The organism is Isoptericola sp. NPDC056605, from assembly GCF_042792795.1.
Taxonomy (GTDB): domain Bacteria; phylum Actinomycetota; class Actinomycetes; order Actinomycetales; family Cellulomonadaceae; genus Isoptericola.
Map to the genome: position 1 here is coordinate 14292 of NZ_JBHTVT010000006.1, position 19308 is coordinate 33599.

General features: G+C 73.8%; 20 protein-coding genes. 3 read left to right on the top strand and 17 right to left on the bottom strand.

Features of this window, described 5'->3' with window-relative positions; translation table 11 throughout:
- The first annotated feature begins 90 nt into the window (after positions 1-90).
- On the top strand, positions 91-2409 hold the full coding sequence (locus ACFQ8Y_RS07965; RefSeq protein ID WP_430585127.1) for an immune inhibitor A domain-containing protein: 2319 nt from the start codon (positions 91-93) through the stop codon (positions 2407-2409).
- A 66-nt stretch (positions 2410-2475) separates the two neighbouring features.
- On the opposite strand, the gene ACFQ8Y_RS07970 is transcribed toward ACFQ8Y_RS07965, so the two are convergent.
- The 10 genes from ACFQ8Y_RS07970 to ACFQ8Y_RS08015 all read right to left on the bottom strand — a co-directional run bounded on the left by ACFQ8Y_RS07970 (position 2476) and on the right by ACFQ8Y_RS08015 (position 10281).
- Entirely contained in the window at positions 2476-3207 is a 732-nt protein-coding gene (locus tag ACFQ8Y_RS07970) for a glutamine amidotransferase (RefSeq protein WP_430551285.1), read from the bottom strand.
- Positions 3204-4172 carry a bile acid:sodium symporter family protein gene (locus ACFQ8Y_RS07975; protein ID WP_430551286.1) on the bottom strand — a complete coding sequence of 323 codons (969 nt, stop codon included), beginning with the start codon at positions 4170-4172 and terminating at the stop codon, positions 3204-3206. The genes ACFQ8Y_RS07970 and ACFQ8Y_RS07975 overlap by 4 nt, the downstream gene beginning before the upstream one ends.
- Positions 4173-4251: 79 nt before the next feature.
- The gene (locus tag ACFQ8Y_RS07980; protein ID WP_430551287.1) at positions 4252-5064 is read right to left on the bottom strand and encodes an ABC transporter permease; all 813 of its coding nucleotides are present in this window, start codon (positions 5062-5064) and stop codon (positions 4252-4254) included.
- Complete coding sequence (locus tag ACFQ8Y_RS07985; RefSeq protein ID WP_430551288.1) at positions 5061-6044, bottom strand: ABC transporter ATP-binding protein; 984 nt, start codon at positions 6042-6044, stop codon at positions 5061-5063. Before ACFQ8Y_RS07985 ends, ACFQ8Y_RS07980 begins: the two co-directional genes overlap by 4 nt.
- A gap of 68 nt (positions 6045-6112) precedes the next feature.
- Positions 6113-6883, bottom strand: coding sequence for a hypothetical protein (locus ACFQ8Y_RS07990; RefSeq protein ID WP_430551289.1), 771 nt, complete (start codon positions 6881-6883; stop codon positions 6113-6115).
- A 5-nt stretch (positions 6884-6888) separates the two neighbouring features.
- Positions 6889-7662: a hypothetical protein gene (locus ACFQ8Y_RS07995; protein WP_430551290.1), complete on the bottom strand. Its 774-nt coding sequence runs from the start codon at positions 7660-7662 to the stop codon at positions 6889-6891.
- A complete protein-coding gene (locus ACFQ8Y_RS08000; protein ID WP_430585128.1) occupies positions 7659-8621 on the bottom strand; it encodes an ATP-binding cassette domain-containing protein in 963 nt (320 codons plus the stop codon). The genes ACFQ8Y_RS07995 and ACFQ8Y_RS08000 overlap by 4 nt, the downstream gene beginning before the upstream one ends.
- Positions 8618-9013: a GntR family transcriptional regulator gene (locus ACFQ8Y_RS08005; RefSeq protein ID WP_430551292.1), complete on the bottom strand. Its 396-nt coding sequence runs from the start codon at positions 9011-9013 to the stop codon at positions 8618-8620. Before ACFQ8Y_RS08005 ends, ACFQ8Y_RS08000 begins: the two co-directional genes overlap by 4 nt.
- A gap of 104 nt (positions 9014-9117) precedes the next feature.
- On the bottom strand, positions 9118-9663 hold the full coding sequence (locus tag ACFQ8Y_RS08010) for a hypothetical protein (protein ID WP_430564878.1): 546 nt from the start codon (positions 9661-9663) through the stop codon (positions 9118-9120).
- Between the two features lie 123 nt (positions 9664-9786).
- A complete protein-coding gene (locus tag ACFQ8Y_RS08015; protein ID WP_430585129.1) occupies positions 9787-10281 on the bottom strand; it encodes a DUF6194 family protein in 495 nt (164 codons plus the stop codon).
- A 39-nt stretch (positions 10282-10320) separates the two neighbouring features.
- On the opposite strand from ACFQ8Y_RS08015, the gene ACFQ8Y_RS08020 reads away from it, so the two are divergent.
- Both ACFQ8Y_RS08020 and ACFQ8Y_RS08025 read left to right on the top strand, forming a co-directional pair.
- A complete protein-coding gene (locus ACFQ8Y_RS08020; protein WP_430585130.1) occupies positions 10321-11049 on the top strand; it encodes a MerR family transcriptional regulator in 729 nt (242 codons plus the stop codon).
- Positions 11050-11060: 11 nt separating this feature from the next.
- Positions 11061-11873 (top strand): alpha/beta fold hydrolase, encoded by an 813-nt coding sequence (locus tag ACFQ8Y_RS08025; protein ID WP_430585131.1) that lies wholly within the window; start codon positions 11061-11063, stop codon positions 11871-11873.
- A gap of 192 nt (positions 11874-12065) precedes the next feature.
- Here ACFQ8Y_RS08025 and ACFQ8Y_RS08030 read toward each other — a convergent pair whose 3' ends face one another.
- From ACFQ8Y_RS08030 to ACFQ8Y_RS08060, 7 genes are all read right to left on the bottom strand, one after another.
- Positions 12066-13184 carry an aspartate-semialdehyde dehydrogenase gene (locus ACFQ8Y_RS08030; RefSeq protein WP_430585132.1) on the bottom strand — a complete coding sequence of 373 codons (1119 nt, stop codon included), beginning with the start codon at positions 13182-13184 and terminating at the stop codon, positions 12066-12068.
- Positions 13185-13191: 7 nt separating this feature from the next.
- Positions 13192-14496, bottom strand: a complete 1305-nt coding sequence (locus ACFQ8Y_RS08035; protein ID WP_429734073.1) for an aspartate kinase — start codon at positions 14494-14496, stop codon at positions 13192-13194.
- Between the two features lie 122 nt (positions 14497-14618).
- Entirely contained in the window at positions 14619-15023 is a 405-nt protein-coding gene (locus ACFQ8Y_RS08040; RefSeq protein ID WP_430585133.1) for a 4Fe-4S dicluster domain-containing protein, read from the bottom strand.
- Positions 15020-16654 (bottom strand): FAD-binding protein, encoded by a 1635-nt coding sequence (locus ACFQ8Y_RS08045; RefSeq protein ID WP_430585134.1) that lies wholly within the window; start codon positions 16652-16654, stop codon positions 15020-15022. The genes ACFQ8Y_RS08040 and ACFQ8Y_RS08045 overlap by 4 nt, the downstream gene beginning before the upstream one ends.
- Complete coding sequence (locus tag ACFQ8Y_RS08050; RefSeq protein WP_430585135.1) at positions 16651-17367, bottom strand: ABC transporter ATP-binding protein; 717 nt, start codon at positions 17365-17367, stop codon at positions 16651-16653. Before ACFQ8Y_RS08050 ends, ACFQ8Y_RS08045 begins: the two co-directional genes overlap by 4 nt.
- Positions 17364-18248: an ABC transporter permease gene (locus tag ACFQ8Y_RS08055; RefSeq protein WP_430585136.1), complete on the bottom strand. Its 885-nt coding sequence runs from the start codon at positions 18246-18248 to the stop codon at positions 17364-17366. The genes ACFQ8Y_RS08050 and ACFQ8Y_RS08055 overlap by 4 nt, the downstream gene beginning before the upstream one ends.
- The gene (locus ACFQ8Y_RS08060) at positions 18248-19240 is read right to left on the bottom strand and encodes an ABC transporter substrate-binding protein (RefSeq protein WP_430585137.1); all 993 of its coding nucleotides are present in this window, start codon (positions 19238-19240) and stop codon (positions 18248-18250) included. Before ACFQ8Y_RS08060 ends, ACFQ8Y_RS08055 begins: the two co-directional genes overlap by 1 nt.
- Between the last annotated feature and the right edge of the window lie 68 nt (positions 19241-19308).

The following is a 19308-nucleotide window of genomic DNA, read 5'->3' on the forward strand; positions in this document are numbered from 1 at the left end:
CACAGTTTGCTCGGGCGCACCGACGCGCCCCCGCACGACGGTGCCCGGCCTCCACGGCCGGGTCGCTCCGACACCCCTGGAGGAAAAACCGTGAGAGCACGCACCACGAGCGCGTTCGGCGCAGCGGGAGCCCTGCTGACCGCCGCCGTCCTCGTTCCCGGCATCGCGGCGTCGGCGTCCTCGGCGCCCGCGCCCGACGCCCCACCGTCCGACCCCGCGGCGCACGTCAAGGAGGACGACCGTCCCGACCCGCTGGCGGAGAAGCGCACCGCGCTCAAGCAGGAGGCCGTCGACCGCGTCGCCATGGGCGACGCCACCGTGCAGACGCTGGGCAAGGGCGCCCACACGTCGAAGTCGGTGAAGGTCGGCAAGAACCAGTGGGTCGAGTACGAGACCGAGCAGACGGCGCAGCTGCTCACGTTCCTGGTCGACTTCGGCGACCAGGCCGACCCGCGCTTCCCCGACGCCCCGCAGACCGGGCCGGAGCACAACGAGATCCCGGAGCCCACGCGCAGCGACAACTCCACCTACTGGGAGGAGAACTTCTCCCAGGAGCACTACAAGGAGATGTTCTTCACCGGGCTGGAGGACCAGAACGGGGAGTCGTTCGCCGGCGTCTACGACGAGATGTCGTCGGGCCGGTTCGACCTGCAGGGCGACGTGTCCGACTGGGTGACCGTGCCGTACAACTCGGCGTCGTACGGGCAGACCGAGTCGAACACGGACATGACGCGGTTCGTGCAGGACTCGGCCGACGCCTGGTACGCGGACCAGGTCGCGCAGGGCAAGACGGCCGAGGAGATCGACGAGTACCTGCAGTCGTTCGACGTCTGGGACCGCTACGACATCGACGGCGACGGGATCTTCGACGAGCCGGACGGCTACATCGACCACTTCCAGGCCATCCACGCGGGCGAGGGCGAGGAGGCCGGCGCCCCGGAGTCGGCCATCTGGTCGCACCGGTGGGCGGTCAACCCGCTGGGCACCAACGGCCCGGCCGGGTTCCCGAAGGTCGGCGGCATCAAGATCGGCGACTCCGACATCTGGATCCGTGACTACACGACGGAGCCGGAGAACGGCGGGCTCGGCGTCTTCGCGCACGAGTTCGGCCACGACCTCGGTCTGCCCGACTACTACGACACCGAGGGCGGCGAGAACGGCACCGGCTTCTGGAACCTCATGAGCTCGGGCTCCTGGCTGGGCCACGGCGACGGCACCATCGGCACCACGCCGAACCACATGGGCGCCACGGAGAAGATGTTCCTCGGCTGGCTCGACTACGCCACCGTCGACCAGGGCGAGCGCGCCACCGTCAAGCTCGGCCCGTCGTACCACGCGACGACGAAGCCGCAGGCGGTCGTGGTGAACCTGCCGGACGGCGTCAAGGACGTCGACCTCGGCGTCGACCCGTACGACGGGCAGTTCGCCTACTCCGGCACCGGCAGCAACGCGAACTACACGCTCACGTCGCCGTCGTTCACCGTGCCCGACGGGGCGTCCCTCACCGCCAAGGTGCAGTACGCCATCGAACCGGGCTACGACCACGCGTTCGCGGAGGTCTCGACCGACGGCGGCTCCAGCTGGACCCCGCTGGCGACCAACCTCTCCGACGAGGACGCGAACGGCGGCATCTCGGGCGACTCGGGCAAGAAGTGGGTGGACCTCACCGCCGACCTCGCTGACTACGCCGGCCAGGACGCGCAGATCCGCTTCCGCTACCAGAGCGACGGCGGCCTCAACCTGCTGGGCCTCACGGTCGACGACGTGGCCGTGGGCGACGCGCTGACCGAGGACTTCGCCGACGGGTTCGCGGACTGGACGAACGACGGCTTCCACGTCATCGGCGCGGACGGCACCTACGAGGTCGAGTACTCGCACTACTACGTGGCGGAGAACCGGCAGTACGCCGGCTACGACTCGACCCTGAAGACCGGGCCGTACAACTTCGGCTGGACCTCGTCGAAGCCGAACACCGTGGAGCACTACCCGTACCAGGACGGCCTGCTGGTCTGGTACGCGAACAGCTTCTACGGCGACAACAACACGTCGCAGCACCCGGGCGGCGGGCAGGCCCTGCCGGTCGACGCGAACGCGCAGGCGCTGCGGTGGTCGGACGGCACGGTCGCCCGCAACCGCATCCAGGCGTTCGACGCGACGTTCGGCCTCGGCAAGTCCGACGCGTTCACCCTGCACCGGGAGACCGCGGCGGGTCTGACGACGCTGCGCACCTGGTCGAACAAGGCGGACAGCGTCTTCGACGACACCGACCCGAACGCCTACTACGACGCGACGAACCCCGGCGGGTCGGTCGTCGTCGGCGGCACGGGCACGAAGATCAAGGTCAAGGCCGTCAACGGCAAGAACGGCGTGATGACGGTGGACGTCACCACGCCGCGCAAGAAGGGCTGACCCTCACCACCCCGCAGACCTGTCAGGGCCACGTGCACCGCACCGTGCACGTGGCCCTGACAGGTCTCAGCGGGCGTAGCGGGCCACGAAGTTCGGCAGGATCTTCATCGGCTCGGTGACCTGGTGCTCGCGGGAGCGCGCGACGATGCGGTCGCCCTCCTCGGGCGGGAAGTACCCGTACGTGCGATACACCTCGACCCGCTGCTCGATGCCGGCCAGGTCCAGCTCGGGGTGGAACTGCGTGGCGTACAGGTTCCGGCGCACGCGGAACATCTGGACCGGAGCGTCGGCGGAGCGGGCGAGCAGGGTGGCCGACGGCGGCAGCTCGCGCACCGCCTCCTTGTGGCCGAGGTACGCGGTGAAGCGGGCGGGCACCCCCGCGAGCAGCGGGTCCTCCAGCCCCTCGGGGGTCAGCTCGATCTCGGCCGGGCCGACCGGCTCGGCGTAGGTGCGGTCGACGACGCCGCCCTGGTGGGTGCCGAGCGTCCCGACGCCGTAGCAGGCGCCGAGGAACGGGAAGTCGCGCTCCACGAGCACGTCGAGCAGGGCGGCCATCTCCCGTTCGACGCGACGCTGGACGTCGGACTTCTCGGGCTCGGGATCGGAGGAGTTGAACGGCCCGCCCCCGACGATCACCCCGGAGAGCGCGTCGAGGTCGACGTGGGGCAGCGGCTCCCGCTCGAGACGCACGCGCCGCAGGGACGCGGGCGTCAGCCCGGAGTAGCGCAGCACGGCCTCGTACTCGCCGTCGGCCGCGGCGTCCTCCGCGCGGGTGCCGAGGAAGAGGAACGGCCTCACGGTCGCAGGCTAGACGCCCCGGCGGACGCACGCCGGTCGTCCGTGACGACGGGACGCCGCGCCCAGAACGACGCGAGCGCGGAGCCCGAGACGTTGTGCCACACCGAGAACAGCGCGGCGGGCAGGGCCGCCGCCGGCGTGAAGTACGTGGTGGCGAGGCTGGCCGCGAGGCCGGAGTTCTGCATCCCCACCTCGACGCTCACCGCGCGGCGCGCGGCCTCGTCGAGCCGGGCCAGGCTCGCGGCGCCGTAGCCGAGCAGCAGCCCCAGGCCGTTGTGCAGGATGACGGCGAGCGCCACGAGGATCCCCGTGCTGAGCACGGCGTCGGCGTTCGCGGCGACGATCCCGGCCACCACGATCACGATCCCGAGGACGGAGACCAGCGGCAGGTAGGGCAGCAGGTACCGCTCCACGATCCCGCCGGCGAACGTCCGCACCAGCAGGCCCGCCAGCACGGGGAACAGCACGATCTGCACGATGGACGTGACGAGCGCGCCGTAGGTGACGTCGAGCTGCGACCCGGCGAGCCACAGCACGAGGGCGGGGGTGAGCACGGGCGCCAGCAGCGTGGACACCGAGGTCAGCGTGACCGACAGGGCCGTGTCGCCCTTCGCCAAGTAGACGATGACGTTGGACGCCGTGCCGCCGGGGGCGGCGCCGACGAGGATCATGCCGATCATCGCCTCGCCCTCGAGACCGCACAGGTGCCCGATCCCCCACGCCAGCGTCGGCATGATCGTGAACTGGGCGACCACGCCGAGCAGCACCGCCCAGGGCCGCCGCACGACGAGCCCGAAGTCGGAGCCCCGCAGGGTGAGCCCCATCCCGAACATGATGATCCCGAGGAACAGCGGGGTCTGTGCCGCGATCGGAGACAGGGCGTCCGGTGCGAGCAGCCCCGCCACCCCGCCCAGCACCACGAGCACCGCGAACCACTTCCCGGCGAGCTCCGCCACTCTGCGCATGGGCCGGGACTCTACCGTCCGTCCGGGCAACCGTGCGTGCGGCGGAGAGCCTCCCGGCGGGAGGCCCTCCGCCGCGAGGTCAGGACCAGCGGAAGAGGCGGGCGGCGAGCGGCAGCAGCACGGCCGTCCACACCACCATGACGACGCACTGCAGCGCCGGGAACCCCTCGCCGAACCAGCCGGCGTCCATGGCCTGCGTCGCCGCACCCATCGGCGTGAACTGGCCGATGTCCCGGATGACGTCCGGCATGATCGGCCCCGGCGTCCACAGCCCGGAGAGGAACAGCAGCGGGAAGTAGACGAGCGACCCGATCGCGTTGGCCGTCGACGGCTTGTTCACCACGGCGGACAGGAGCATGCCCAGGGAGAACATCGCCAGCATCCCCAGCACGAACGCGAGGACGACGACGCCGAGCTGGTTCGGGCGCACGATGCCGAACGCCACCTGCGCCACGACGAGGGCGAGCGCCACCCCGGCCAGCGACGTGACCACGTTGATGATCAGGTGCACCAGGATGAGGACCTGCGGACGCATCGGCGTCGTGGACAACCGCTGGAGCACGCCCTTGTCGCGGAAGGTCGCGAACGTCACGGGCAACGACAGGACGGCGAGCGTCCCGATCGCCATGGCGAGCACCGTGGGCAGGTACGTCGCGATCGGCGTCACGCCGTACCAGATCGAGTCCGGCGGGGCGTCGGTGATCGGCTCTCGCATGCCGGGGATGGCGAACCCGACGCCGAGGAGGATGACCGACGGGAACAGCACCCCGAAGAACACCGACCCGAAGTCGCGCAGCCAGACGGCGGTCTCGATCCGCAGCAGCGGCCCGAACCCGCGCCAGCCGCGGCGGGGCAGCCGCACGGGGGTGGCCGTGGAGATGGCGGTGGTCATGACCGTGCTCCTTCGCTGACGAGCGCCGACTGCGCCTCGGGGTCGTACGTGCGGCCGGTCACGGCGAGGAACACGTCCTCGAGCGACCGGGTGACCGTGCGGACGTCGTCCGGCACGAGGTCCGCGGCGGCGAGCGCCGGGACGAGAGAGAAGAGCACCCGGCGGGTGCCCGTCACCGCGATCTCGACGTCGGACCCGTCGAGCGGTGCCACCGCCTCGACCTCGGGGTCCCGGTCGGCCAGGACGGCGAGCTCACGGCGCCCGCGCTCGACGTCCTGCGGCGCGAACCGCACGACGACCGTGCGCCCGCCCTCCAGCCGGTCGATGAGCTCGGTGGGCGACCCCTGGGCGACGACCCGCCCGGCGTCGATGATGACGAGGCGGTCGCACAGACGCTGGGCCTCCTCCATGAAGTGCGTGACGAGCAGGACCGTCACGCCGGCCCGCCGGACACGCTCGACCAGCTCCCAGGTGGCGCGCCGTGCCTGCGGGTCGAGGCCCGTCGTGAGCTCGTCGAGCACCGCGATCTCCGGGTTGCCGACGAGGGCGAGGGCGATCGAGAGGCGTTGCTTCTGACCGCCGGAGAGGGTGGCGAACCGCCTGTCGGCGTGCGGCGTCAGGTCCAGCATCGCCATCAGCTCGGCCGGGTCGGCCGGGTCCGCGTAGAAGCCGGCGAACAGCTCCAGCGCCTCCGCCACCGTGATCTTGTCGTGCAGCGTGGCCTCCTGGAGCTGCACGCCCAGGACGTCCCGCACGGCGGCGGGGTCGCGCTGCGTGTCGATGCCGCGCACGCGCACGGTGCCGCCGTCGGCCTGCCGCAGGCCGGCGAGCGTCTCCACGGTGGTCGTCTTGCCGGCCCCGTTGGGGCCGAGAATGCCGAAGATCTCGCCGGGCTGGACGGCGAACGACACGTCGTCCACGGCCACCTTCGGTCCGTACGTCTTGCGGAGGTTTCTGACCTCCACGATGGGGTCGGCCATCTCGGTGCTCCTCTCGGTCGTGCGGTTCAGGGGTCCTCGGTGTTCTCGGACAGCGAGGTTCGGGTGGTTCACGGCCGGACCCGCACGCGGGCCATCAGCCGGAGAGCTCCGACGCCGGCGACCGCGACGGCGAGGACGCCGCCGATCGCGACGACGAGCGCCGCGACGACGGGGTCGTCGTACCCGCCGCGCAGCGGGATGCCGAGCAGACCGGTGCGCGTCGACAGGTCGACGATCGCGAGCGGGACCAGCAGCGGGACGGCGTGCAGGGGGCCCAGGAGGTACAGGCGCACCGGCAGCGCCCGGTAGTAGCCGATCGCCGCGGCGCCCACGAGCGCATAGGTCGGGACGACGAGGGTCTCGCCGACGATCGTGACGACGATCCCGGCGACCGTGTCGAGCGGCAGCGGTGTGGCACCTCCCGGCCACGGCTCGTCGATGGCACGGAAGACCCGCTCCTCGGCGAGGGTGAGCAGGACCGTCAGCACGCCGAACACGGGGCCGACGATCGCTGCTCCCTGCAGGACACCGATGACGAGCGACCGGCGGGTCCCGCCCGCCGCGAGGTGCCCGCGGAGCCAGGCTCCGCAGTAGATAGCCGCGACCGCGAGGGCGACCCATCGCGCCGGAGCGCCCGCCAGCTCGTAGGTCAGGCCGACGAGCTCCCCGCCCCACTGGTCCACGGCGGCCGGGACCACGGCGACGACGAAGGCCCAGATGCCCCAGAACCAGGCGCCCGCGGCCAGCAGCCTCCGGACGAACCGGCGGCGGACCGCCGCCGACGCGACCCGCTGGAGCGTGCCGGCATCGGGTGTCGAGAGGGCCGTCGTGGTCGTCATCTCGCTCACCTCGTCGGCCGCAGTCGGAGGGAACGCACCTGCCACCACATCCAGCCGACGGCCAGGGCGAGGACGACGACCGCCTGCAGGAGGCCGAGCGCCGCGGGCGCCTGGCCCCCGCCGAGCCCGAGGCCGCCGAGGGCGTCCGCGAACGCCCCGTTGCGGGTGGCGTGGTCCACGAGGAACAGCAGGGCCAGGCCCGGCAGCAGGAGCGCCGTGCCGCGCCACACGCCGCACGTCCGGTACGCGGCCTGGGCGGCCATCCCGACCAGCATGTACACGACGACGGTGATCGCCTCCCCCACGCCGGTGACCACGAGCCACGCGCCGCCGGCGTCGAGACCGCTGCCGAGCTGCTCCCACTCCCAGCCGAGCGCCCCGAAGAGGCCGCGCTCCACGAGCAGCATCAGCGCGTACGCGGCGCCGTACGCGACGCCGGCGACCAGCGAAGCCAGCAGGCCGCCCACGGCCAGCGACCGGCGCGTGCCGCCGGCCGCCAGGTGCGGGACGACGAGCGAGGCGAGCGCGATCATGCCGAGAGAGAGCGCGAACCACGGGGCCGCGTACTCGGCGCCGGTCATCACTCCCCCGCCCATCACGCCGCCCGCCTGGTGCACGACCAGCGGCACGCCGACGGTCGTGACGAGGAAGATCGCCCAGAACACGCCCCCGATGACGAGCGACGCCTGGCCGACGGAGCGCGCGACCCGGCGCACCGAGCGGGCGTGCACCCGGGCCACGAACGCGTCGCGGTCGGCGCGGGTGACGACGGCGCTCATCGCGGTTCCCCCGCCCGCTCGCCGTCCTGCGGCTGCGTGAGCCGCACGAACAGGTCCTGGAGCGGCAGGGAGCCGAGCTCGACGCCGGCCGCCCGCGCCGCGGCTGCGGCGCCGTCGTCCGGGGCTCCCTCGACCGTGACCTGCACCGTCGCGCCGAGTCGCTGGCGGTGCAGCTCGCGCCGGCCGCGGGCGAGCTCCTCGACCGCGGCGACCGGGCCCGTGAGGCTGAACCCGCGGGACTGCATCTCCTCCGCGGTCTCCGCGAGCAGCACGGTGCCGCGGTGCAGCACGACGACGTCCTCGAAGAGCCGCTCGACCTCCTCGACCAGGTGGCTGGACAGCAGGATCGTGCGCGGGTGCTCGGCGTAGTCGGCGAGGATCTCGTCGTAGAACGCGTACCGGGTGGGCGCGTCCATGCCGAGGTAGACCTCGTCGAGGATCGTCAGCGGGGCACGCGCCGCGAGCCCGATGACGGCCCCGACGGCGGACCGCTTGCCGCGCGAGAGCGCCGTCGGCTTCTTGCGCGGGTTCACCTCGAACAGATCGAGCAGGCGCGCGGCCAGGTCGGCGTCCCAGTACGGGCGCAGGTCGGCGTAGTACTTGAGGGTCTCGGAGACCCGCTCGTCGTCCATGAGGTCGCCGCTCTCGCGGACGAACTGCACGTTCGCCGTCACCCACGGGTTCTCCCACGGGTCCTCGAGCAGCTCGCCCGTGCCGACGCGGACCGTGCCCTCGGTGGGCCGGTTGAACGCGGCGAGCAGCGAGAGCAGCGTGGACTTACCGGCGCCGTTGCGCCCGAGGATCCCGGTGATCACGCCGGGACGCAGGTCCAGGGTGACGCCGTCCAGGGCGGTGCCGCCCTCGTCCTTGACGGCCGCGCCGTCCATGGTCAGGCGGCGCTGCGCTCCGAACCGGACGACGACGTCGTCGAGACGGGCGCCGAAGGGTGCGGGGGTCATGACTCCTCCGTGGTGGTCGTGGGGCCGCCGGGCTTCCGGTGGCCGGTGCCGAGGACGTACGCGACGAGGTCGTCGGTCGGGATGCCGAGCAGGTCGGCCTGGGCGAGCGCCGGGCCGAGCACGTCGTCGAAGTACGCCTTGCGGTGCTGGTCCAGCAGCCGCTCGCGCGCCCCGGGGGCGACGAACATCCCCAGCCCGCGGCGCTTGTACAGGACGCCCTCGTCCACCAGGCCGGTGAAGGCCTTGGCGGCGGTGGCGGGGTTGATGCGGAACGTCGTGGCGAACTGAGTGGTCGACATGACCTGCTCCTCCTCCGCGAGCTCACCGGCGAGCACCTGCGCGCGGATCATCTGGGCGATCTGCACGTAGATGGGTTCGGGTCCGTCGAACACGCGGGCCTCCTCACGGCAGGTTCAGTGGTTCTGGGGTTCATTACTCGACTAATGAACCATAGACCCATGCCGGCGCGCAACCCTTTCCGGCAGGTCCGTCCCGCTCAGTGCGGCGAGCGCCGTCCGACCGCGGGCGCGACCACCGCGATCGCGGACGCCGCGAGCACGTGCCAGGCGGCGTGCGAGAGCGTCCCGACGACCGTGCCGACGCCGAGCACGGCCAGCGCCAGGAGCAGGCGGGGCCGCAGGCGCGGCCGGGCCCGGGCGCGCAGCAGCACGGCCACGACGGCGACGGCCGCCGCCGCTCCCTGCGCGACGACGGACGCCCCGGGCCAGAGGGCCGCCAGCACGACGTCTGCCAGCATCGGGACGAGCCACCACCGGACCCGCAGCCGCCGCCCGGCGAGGTCGGCGACGGCGTCCGCCGCGACGAGCGCGTACGCGCCCAGCAACGGCGGGTCGTGCACCACGGGGTTCCACGAGGGCGCGGGGCCGTGCTGCACCACCGACCCGACGCCGACCAGCATCGCGAGGACGCCGAGCGCCACACGCGACGACGCCCCCGCAGCGCTCCGGTGCGCCGTCGTCACGATCCAGGCGCCCGCGACGACGAACGCGAGGCTCGACCAGGTGTCCGCGGACCATGACATCCGTCCAGTCAATGAGCCTGCCCGCGTCCTCGCCGCCCGAGCGACCGCCCGCCGGGGCGCGAACCACCTCGGCACGCCCTGGACTACCTCGGCAGGTCCGGAACTACCTCGGCACGGCCCGGGCTACCTCGGCGGGTCGGCCGGGCGGACGGGTGCGCCGAGCGACCGGCGCCGCTCGGACCGGCGGCGGGCGGCGTCGTGCGCCTCGCGCAGGAGCTCCACGACCCGGCGGCCCGTGCGCTCCCCCGGGTTCACGACGCACACCCACCCCAGCTCGCTGTACAGCGGGTGCGGGAGGAAGACGTCGGGGACGACGGCGCGCTCGGGCCTGCGGTCCCCGACGAGCGCCCGCAGCCGGTCGCGGCCCACGTGCACGTTCACGCGCCACCGGTCGGGTCGGTCGAGGTCGCACGAGACGTCGTCGGGGTAGTTCTTGGTGACGACCGTGCCGTACGGCTGCACGGCGGTCGGCACCTGGCCGTCGGGGGCGTAGTAGAAGAACGCGTCGCCCCAGGCGAGCTCGGGCGTCCCGTCGCCGGCGCGGGGCTGAAGGACGAGCACGCCCTCGAGCCGCCGCACGGCCGCGATGATCTGGTCCATACTCGGAGGCGTCGTCATGGTTCAAGCGTGACCTTGAAGTGCTTCTGTGGGGTGGGGATGGAACGTCCGCTACGGACCGTCGACGTCGCGCGCGCCACCGGCTACTCGGTGCAGCAGGTGCGCGACCTCGAACGGCTCGGTGTCCTGCCTCCCGCCGACCGCGAGCCGAACGGGTACCGCGCCTATGGAGCGCGTCATGTCCGGGCCGCGCGCGCCTACCGGGGGCTCGCTGCGGCCGTCGGGCCCGTCGTCGCGCGGCGCGCGATGATCGAGGTCCGGGGCGCGACCCTCGTCGACGCGGCCGCCGCGGTCGGCGAGCTGCACGCGCAACTCGCCACGGAGCGCGCCCGAACCCTCCAGGCCCTCGACGCGCTGGCGACGATCCGGGCCGAGCCCGCGGACCCGTCGAGCGGCGCCGTCCTCACGATCACCGAGCTGGCCGACGCGCTCGGGGTGCGCACCTCCGCGCTGCGGCACTGGGAGGCCGAGCACCTGCTGACGCCCGAGCGGGTGGGCTCCCTCGGCGCGCGCGTCTACGACGCGGCCGCGGTCGCCACCGCCCGGGTGGTCGCCGCCCTGCGGTCCGCGGGGTACGGCATCCCCGCGCTGCGCGCCGTCGTGGGAGCGCTGGACGGCCTCGACGGCACGGTCGACGCCGAGGCCGCGCTCCGGGAGCGGCTGGAGCGGATCGCCGGACGGTCCGTGGCCCTGCTGCGGGCGGGGGCGGACCTCGCCGCCGTCGTCGTCGAGCAGCCTTCGCCCGGCGACGCCGGACGCGACCGGTGATGCTGGGAACCGTGACGGAACCTGCCACCGGCCCCCGCCGCGACGCGGTCGTGGCCGGCATCCACGTCGTCGTCGACGGGCCGCCCGACGCGCCGCCGCTGCTGCTGGTGCACGGGTCGGGCGCGACGGCCGCCAGCTGGTCGCCCACGATCCCGGCCCTCGCCGCGACCCGCCGCGTCCTCGCGATCGACCTGCCCGGCTGCGGTCGCTCGGCGCCGGCACCCCCGTACGACGTCCCCGCGCAGGCCGACCGGGTCGCGGCGCTCCTCGACGAGCTCGGCGCGACCGCCGCGACCGTGGTGGGGCACTCCAGCGGCGGGTACGTGGCGACGGCGCTCGCCGAGCGACGCGCGGACCTGGTCGGCGCGCTGGTCCTGCTGAGCACCGGGCCCGCCCCGGACGCGATGCTCCCGGAGGCGGCGGTCGTGCGCGTCCTCATGGGACGACCGTTCGGCCCGCTGCTCTGGCCGCTGCGCACCACGGGGATGCTGCGCCGCGGGATCCGCTCGGTGACGGCACGCCCCGTGGTGGTGCCCGACGGCTTCCTCGCCGACGTGCGCCGCACCCGCTACCGGGACTTCCGGCAGGTCATGGACGGCTACGCCGCCTACCTCGCCGAGCGGTCGGTGCCGGACCGGCTCACCGCCGCGGGGACGTCGCCGCTGGTGATCTTCGGCGACGCCGACCCGCGATGGGACCCGGCGTCCGCGCACCGCTACGAGGCCGTGCCCGGCGCCCGGCTCGAGTACCTGTCCGGGGTCGGGCACGTGGCCATGCTCGAGGACCCCGAAGGCGTGACGCGCCTGATCCTCGACGCGCACTGACGGCCGGGACGGCTCGGGGCCCGCCGACGATCGCTCGTCGTCGGGCCCCGAGCTACCTCGGCGGGTCTCGCGCTACCTCGCGGGGACCGGAACTACCCCGGCAGATCTCGCGCTACCTCGCGGGGACCGGAACTACCCCGGCAGATCTCGCGCTACCTCGCGGGGACCGGAACTACCCCGGCAGATCTCGCGCTACCTCGCGGGCGCGGCCTCCGCCGCGTCGACGTCGTCGAGCGCGTCGAGCTCGGCCAGGTCCGCGGCGACGATCTCCGCGATCTGCACGGCGTTGAGCGCCGCGCCCTTGCGCAGGTTGTCGTTCGACACGAACAGCACGAGGCCGCGACCGCCGGGCACGGACTGGTCGGTGCGGATGCGGCCGACGAACGACGGGTCGGCGCCCGCCGCGGCCAGCGGCGTCGGGACGTCCGCCAGCTCGACGCCCGGCGCGGCGGCCAGCAGCTCGCGCGCCCGCTCCGGGGTGATGGCGGCGCCGAACTCGGCGTGGATCGCCAGCGAGTGCCCGGAGAACACCGGCACGCGGACGCAGGTCCCCGCGACGGCCAGGTCGGGCAGGCCGAGGATCTTGCGCGACTCGTTGCGGAGCTTCTGCTCCTCGTCGGTCTCGCCGGAGCCGTCGTCCACGAGGTTGCCCGCCAGCGGCAGCACGTCGAACGCGATCGGCGCGACGTACTTCTCGGGCGCCGGGAAGTCGACCGCCGCGCCGGAGTGCGCCAGCCCCTCGAGGTCGCCGGCGACGGCGGCGCGCGCCTGGTCGGCGAGCTCCTTGACCCCGCCGACCCCCGAGCCCGACACCGCCTGGTAGGTCGCGACGCGCAGGCGCTCCAGCCCGGCCTCGTCGGCCAGCGGCTTGAGCACCGGCATCGCGGCCATCGTGGTGCAGTTCGGGTTGGCGACGATCCCCTTGGCGGCGTCGGCGATCGCCTCCGGGTTCACCTCGGAGACGACCAGCGGCACCTCGGGGTCGAGCCGCCACGCGGACGAGTTGTCGATGACGACGGCGCCCGCCTCGGCGAACCGGGGCACGTGCTCGCGCGACGTGCCGCCGCCCGCCGAGAAGATCGCGACGTCCACGTCCGCCAGGTCGTCGGTGGCCGTGGCGGCGACGTCCTCGACGACGACGTCCACGCCCTCGAACGGCAGCGTGCTGCCCGCCGAGCGCGCCGAGGCGAAGAACCGCAGCTCCTTGACGGGGAAGGCGCGCTCCGCGAGGAGGCGCCGCAGGACGCCGCCGACCTGGCCGGTGGCGCCGACGACGGCGACGTTCACGCCGGTGGTGTTGATCTGGACCATCAGCGCGTCACCGCCCCGTACCGGCGTAGACGACGGCCTCGCCGTCGGCGGAGTCCAGGTCGAACGCGGTGTGGATGGCGCGCACGGCGTCGTCCAGGGCGTCCTCCCGGGTGACCACCGAGATGCGGATCTCCGAGGTGGAGATCATCTCGATGTTGATGCCCGCGTCGCGCAGGGCGCCGAACAGGCGAGCCGAGACGCCGGGGTGCGACTTCATCCCTGCGCCCACCAGCGACAGCTTGCCGATCTGGTCGTCGTACTGCAGCGACGCGAACCCGAGCTCCTCCTGCAGCGCGTTGAGCGCGGCCAGGGTGCTGGGGCTGTCCGCGTGCGGCAGCGTGAACGAGATGTCCGTGAGCCCGGTGTGGGCCGCCGACACGTTCTGCACGATCATGTCGATGTTCGCGCCCGCGCCGGCCACGACCTCGAAGATGCGGGCCGCGGTGCCGGGCTTGTCCGGCACACCGACGACGGTGATCTTGGCCTCGCTGCGGTCGTGCGCGACGCCGGAGATGATCGGGGCTTCCATCTGGGTTTCCTCCTGCTCGGCCGCCGGGGCGTTCGGGTCGATCGCGTCGCCGTGCGTGCCGGTGACGAGGGTGCCGGTGGTGTTGCTGAACGAGCTGCGCACGTGCACGGGCACGTCGTAGCGGCGCGCGTACTCCACGGCACGCAGGGCCAGGACCTTCGCGCCGGACGCCGCGAGCTCGAGCATCTCCTCGTAGGTGACGCGGTCGATCTTGCGGGCGTTCGGGACGATGCGCGGGTCGGCGGTGAACACGCCGTCGACGTCGGTGTAGATCTCGCAGACGTCGGCGTCGAGGCCGGCCGCGAGCGCGACCGCCGTCGTGTCCGAGCCGCCGCGGCCGAGCGTCGTCACGTCGTTGGTGGAGCTGACCCCCTGGAAGCCCGCGACGATCGCGACCTGCCCCTTCTCCACCGTCTCGCGGATGCGGTGCGGCACCACGTCCACGAGCCGCGCGCGGCCGTGCACCGCGTCGGTCATGAGGCCGGCCTGCTGGCCGGTGAAGGACTTCGCCTTGACCCCGAGGTTCGTGATCGCCATCGCGAGCAGGGACATCGAGATGCGCTCACCGGAGGTGAGGAGGATGTCCAGCTCGCGCTGCGGGGGGAGGGGGGTGATCTGCCCGGCGAGGTCGAGGAGCTCGTCCGTGGTGTCGCCCATGGCGCTCACCACGACGACGACGTCGTTCCCCGCTCGCTTGGTCGCGGCGATCCGCTTCGCCACGCGCTTGATGCTGTGGGCGTCGGAGACGGATGATCCGCCGTATTTCTGCACGACTAGTGCCATTGTCACAACCTTCTGCTGGCCGGCCTCCGTCTCTCTCAACGGTCCGCCGGGGCGTGTGCTTGCCCGTCGATGCTACGTCGTCGTCACCTCGTGCCGTGGGCGTGGTCCAGGTCGTGAACACCTCACGGCCCGCTGTGCCACGTGGCGTCGGTCGTCGGCGCGGGGGCGGCGAGCCGCGCCTCGGCCAGAGGCGGGTGGTCCGCCAGCTCGGCGTTCGCGTCCCGCCTGCTCCCCGCCGTGCGACCGCCACCCCACCCGAGGAGCGCACGGTAGGCGCCGAGCGACCCGGCCGCCGCGAGCACGTCCTCGTCCGCGTGCGGGCTTCCCGCCGGCGCGGGCCCGGCCAGGGGCGCCACGTACAGGGCGTCGGTGGGGCAGTACGCCTCGCACATGAAGCAGGTCTGGCAGTCCGACTGGCGCGCGACGACGGGCACCCCGTCCTCGCCGCGGTCGAACACGTCGGTGGGGCACACCCTGATGCAGATGTCGCACGAGACGCACCGGGCGGCGCTGACGACCTCGATCACGCGGGCACCTCCTCTCTCGTGGTGGACGGCGAGGCCGGCCGTGGGGCGGACAGCGGGGCCGGAGGCCCCTCGGGACGGGTCCAGACGCGGTCCAGCCCTCCCGTGAGGAGGCGGTGTCGCAGCCGCGGGTCGGCGGCGGGCGCGTCCACCCGCCGGTGCATCCCCCGCGACTCCCCGCGCGCGAGCGCGGCGGTCGTGAACCAGCGGGCGTGCGCGACGAGCGACGCCGCGACGCGCGCCCGCAGCCGTTCCCGGCCCTCCCCCGCCAGCCCCGGGACGGCGGCGCCCCACAGCGTCTCGAGCTCGGTCTGCGACGCGCGCAGGCCCGCGGCGGTCCGCAGCACGGTGCGCGCCGGGGGCAGCACGTGCCGCTGGGCCGCGGCGATCACCTCGCGGGCGTCGACGTCGGCCGCCGCGCCGTCCGACGGCCGCAACCCGGCCCGGCCGAGCGCGTCGACCCGGTCCGGTACGCCGCCGCGGGCGAGGGCGAAGCGGGCGGCGCCCCGGCCCGCCCAGGTGCCCGACGAGATCGCCCAGGCGCCGTTGTGGCTGCCCCCGCCGCTGATCGCGCCGGTGACGAGCTCCCGGGTCGCGGCGTCGCCGGCGGCGTAGAGGCCGGGCACCGTGGTGGCGCAGTCGTCGGTGACGACGCGCAGACCGCCGGTCCCCCGCACGGTGCCCTCGTAGACCATCCGCAGCGGGTACGCCGTCGTGAACGGGTCCACCCCGGCCTTGTCCAGGGGGACGAAGTAGTTGGGCTGGGCGTCGCGCATCTTCTGGTGGATCTCGCGCGGCGCCCGGTCGAGGCGCGCGTACACGCGCTGCCCCTGCCCCAGGAGCGACTGGGCGAGCTGCCGGCCCGGCCCGTCGTCGCCCGCGCCGAGCGCCTCGCCCCGCTCGTCGTAGAAGGTGGCCCACTGGAGCATCCGCCCCTTGGTGTGCACGCCCCACTCCGGGGCGAGCGCGTACGCCGTGGAGAACTCCATGCCGGACAGCTCGGCCCCGGCCTCCACCGCCATGAGGACGCCCTCGCCCGTGTCGACGTTCGTGCCGAAGCCGCCGGCGAGGGCGGCGCACCCGCCGGTGGCGACGACGACCGCGCGGGCGCGCACCCGCCACGGCCGTCCGCCGTCCTGGCGGGCGACGCCGGCCGCGCCGCTGACGACGCCGTCCCGGTCGGCGACGAGCTCGAGCGCCGGGTGGTGGTCGAGGAGTCGAACCCCCGCGCGGTGGACGGCCCGGCGCATCCGGCGCATGTACTCCGGCCCCTGGAGGCTGCTGCGCACGGGCGCCCCCGCGGCGTCGTGCGGGAAGGGGTAGCCCTTGGCGGCGAGCACGTCGAGCTGCTCCCACGTGGTCTCCAGGACCCGGGCCATCCAGGTGTCGTCGGTGAGGTGGCCGCCCTTCTCGGCGCGCGCCCGGGCCGCCCGGACGCGGGCCTCGCCGGGCTCGACGAGCCACAGGTTGTTGCCGCCCGAGGCCGTGGCACCGCTGGTGCCGCAGTACCCCTTGTCGGCGAGCACGACCTCGGCCCCCGCGCCGGCGGCCGCCAGAGCGGCCCACGTGCCGGCGGGGCCGCCGCCGAGGACGAGCACGTCGGCCCAGGCTTCGAGGGCGTCCGCCCCGCTCACGTGCCGACCTTCTCGTCGACGCCGAGCTCGGCGAGCAGCCGGGCACGCAGGGCCGCGAACCCGTCGACGGACCGGGACCGCGGCGCGTCGAGCGTCACCGGCAGGTCCAACGAGATCCGACCGGCCGTCAGGACGACCACCCGGTCGGCGAGGAGCACGGCCTCGTCGACGTCGTGCGTCACGTGCAGCACGGCGGGCCGGTGCCGCTCCCACAGGTCGCGCAGCAGCCCGTACATCTTGAGCCGTGTGAGGGCGTCGAGCGCGCCGAACGGCTCGTCGAGCAGCAGCAGCTGCGGCTCGCGCACGAGGGCCCTGGCGAGCGACACCCGCTGCGCCTCGCCGCCCGACAGCGTCCGCGGCCAGGCGTCGGTCTTGGACTCCAGCCCGACCTCCGCCAGGGCGGCCCTGCCGCGCTCCGCGGCGTCCGGCCCGCGGAGCCCGAAGACGACGTTCGCCAGCACGCGCCGCCACGGCAGCAGCCGGGGGTTCTGGAAGACGACGGCGGGCGACGGCACGACGCGCACGGTGCCGCCCACGTCGGGGTCGAGCCCGGCGAGGGCGCGCAGCAGCGTGCTCTTCCCGGACCCGCTGTGGCCCAGCAGCGCGACGAACTGGCCGCGCGGGACGACGAGGTCCAGCCCGTCGAGCACCACCTGCTCGCCGAACGCGCGTCGCGCGCCCCGCACGACGACGGCGTCCTGCGCCGCCCTCATGCCGCCACCCCCGTGAACCCCGCGCGCCAGGCGAGCAGCCGGTGCTCGAGGTGCCGCACGAGCGCGTAGCTGAGCAGCCCGGCGACGGCGTAGATGAGGATGATGAGCACCGACACGTCGAACTGCAGCATCGTCTGGGCGCGGGACATCAGGTAGCCGATGCCCTGCGTGGTGTTGATCGTCTCGGCGAAGATGAGGCTCAGCCAGGCGCTGCTGAGCCCGAGCCGCAGCCCCACGAGGAATCCCGGCGCGGCCCCCGGCAGCACCACCTGCGTCACCAGCTGCCACCGGCTGACGCCCAGCGTCTGGGCCACCTCGACGAGCTGCGCGTCCACGTTCCGGATGCCGCCGTAGGTGTTGATGTAGATGGCGATGCCCACGCCGAGCACGATGAGGACGATCTTGGGCTCCTCGCCGATCCCCATCCAGATGATGAGCAGGGGCAGGAGGGCGAAGTTCGGCACGGCCTTGAGGATCTGCATCGTGGAGTCCAGGAGGTCCTCCCCGGTGCGGGTCAGGCCGGCGACGACGGCGAGCGCGCCGCCGACCAGCACGCCGATCACGGTGCCGACGACGACGCGCGCCAGCGAGGCCCCGACGTGCGTCTGGAGCTCGCCCGACACGACGAGCTCCCACGTACGGGCGGCGACCGCCAGCGGCGGCGGGAACAGGTCGCGGTTGAGCAGCCCCAGCTCGCTGGCGACGGCCCAGGCCAGGAGGAGCACCACCGGCCCGGTCAGCCTCCGGACGCGGCGCGGCACCCGCGACCAGGGCCCGCGGCGGGGGCGCCCGCCGGCGGTCACGTCCACGAGGCCGTCCGGGGCCCCGCCCGCGGGGGCGGTCGCGGCGGCCGGTCGGCTCTCGAGCGTCGGCGCCGCCATCAGGCGACCCCTGCCCACTCGCGGACGTCGAAGGCCTCGTCGAACGCGCCGTCGTCGTGCAGGAAGTCGTGCGCGGACTGGAGCTGGTCCAGGCCGGCGTCGGGGTACGGCTCGAGGGTGAACTCGTCCTCGTGCGTCGCCTCGCGCACGAGGTCGACGTCCACGCCGTCCGTCTCGGCGACCCACTGCGTGTACTCGTCGAAGCGGTCGACGATGCTCTGGTTCGTCGCGACGACGGCGCCCTGCCAGGCCTCGCGGAACCCGGGGTGGGCGTCGACGAACTCCGTCGACGCGATCGTCGCGCCGGTGCTCTCGAGGCCGTGGTCCGACGTGCGGTCGATGACGGGGAACCCCTTGCGCGCGAGCTCGACGGCGCTCGCACCGCCCACGAGGGTGGCGTCGACGGAGCCGGAGCTGAGCCCGGCGATCGACTCCGGGGTGCCGAGGTCCTTCACCTCGATCTGGTCGGCCAGGCCGGCGGCCTCGACGAGCTGGTGGGCGGACCGGTCGCGGATGGTGCCCTGCGGCGCGGTCACGTCCTTGCCGACGAGGCCCTCGATCGTGGTGGGGCCGCCGGGCGCGCCGATCAGCCAGGTGTCGCCGTTGATCGAGTCGAGCGCGAGCAGCTCGACCTCGGCCCCGTTGCCGCGGGCCGTGAGCGCCGGGTTGTCGCCCACCGCGGCGACGTCGACGGCGCCGCCCAGCAGCGCGGCGACGACGTCCTTGCCCGACTGGAAGAAGGAGTACTCGATCTTGTCGACGCCGGCGTCCTTCAGCTCGTCGAGCAGGATCCCCTCCTTGTCGCCCCAGCCGAGGGAGCCGGCCGGCGTCCCGGTGACGGACGTGGCGCCCACGCGGAGCGTCCCCACGGACGCGTCCTCGCCGGAGCCCGTGTCGGCCTGCGACGCCGTTGAACAGGCCGACAGGGCGACGACGAGCGCCGCCCCGAGCAGGGCGTGGGCGGGGCGGACGGAGAACGCGGGCACGGTCATGAGGACTCCTCGGAGACGGGCGGACGGGTCGTCGGCACGCGCCGGAAACTAGATCCCCCCGAGCGGAT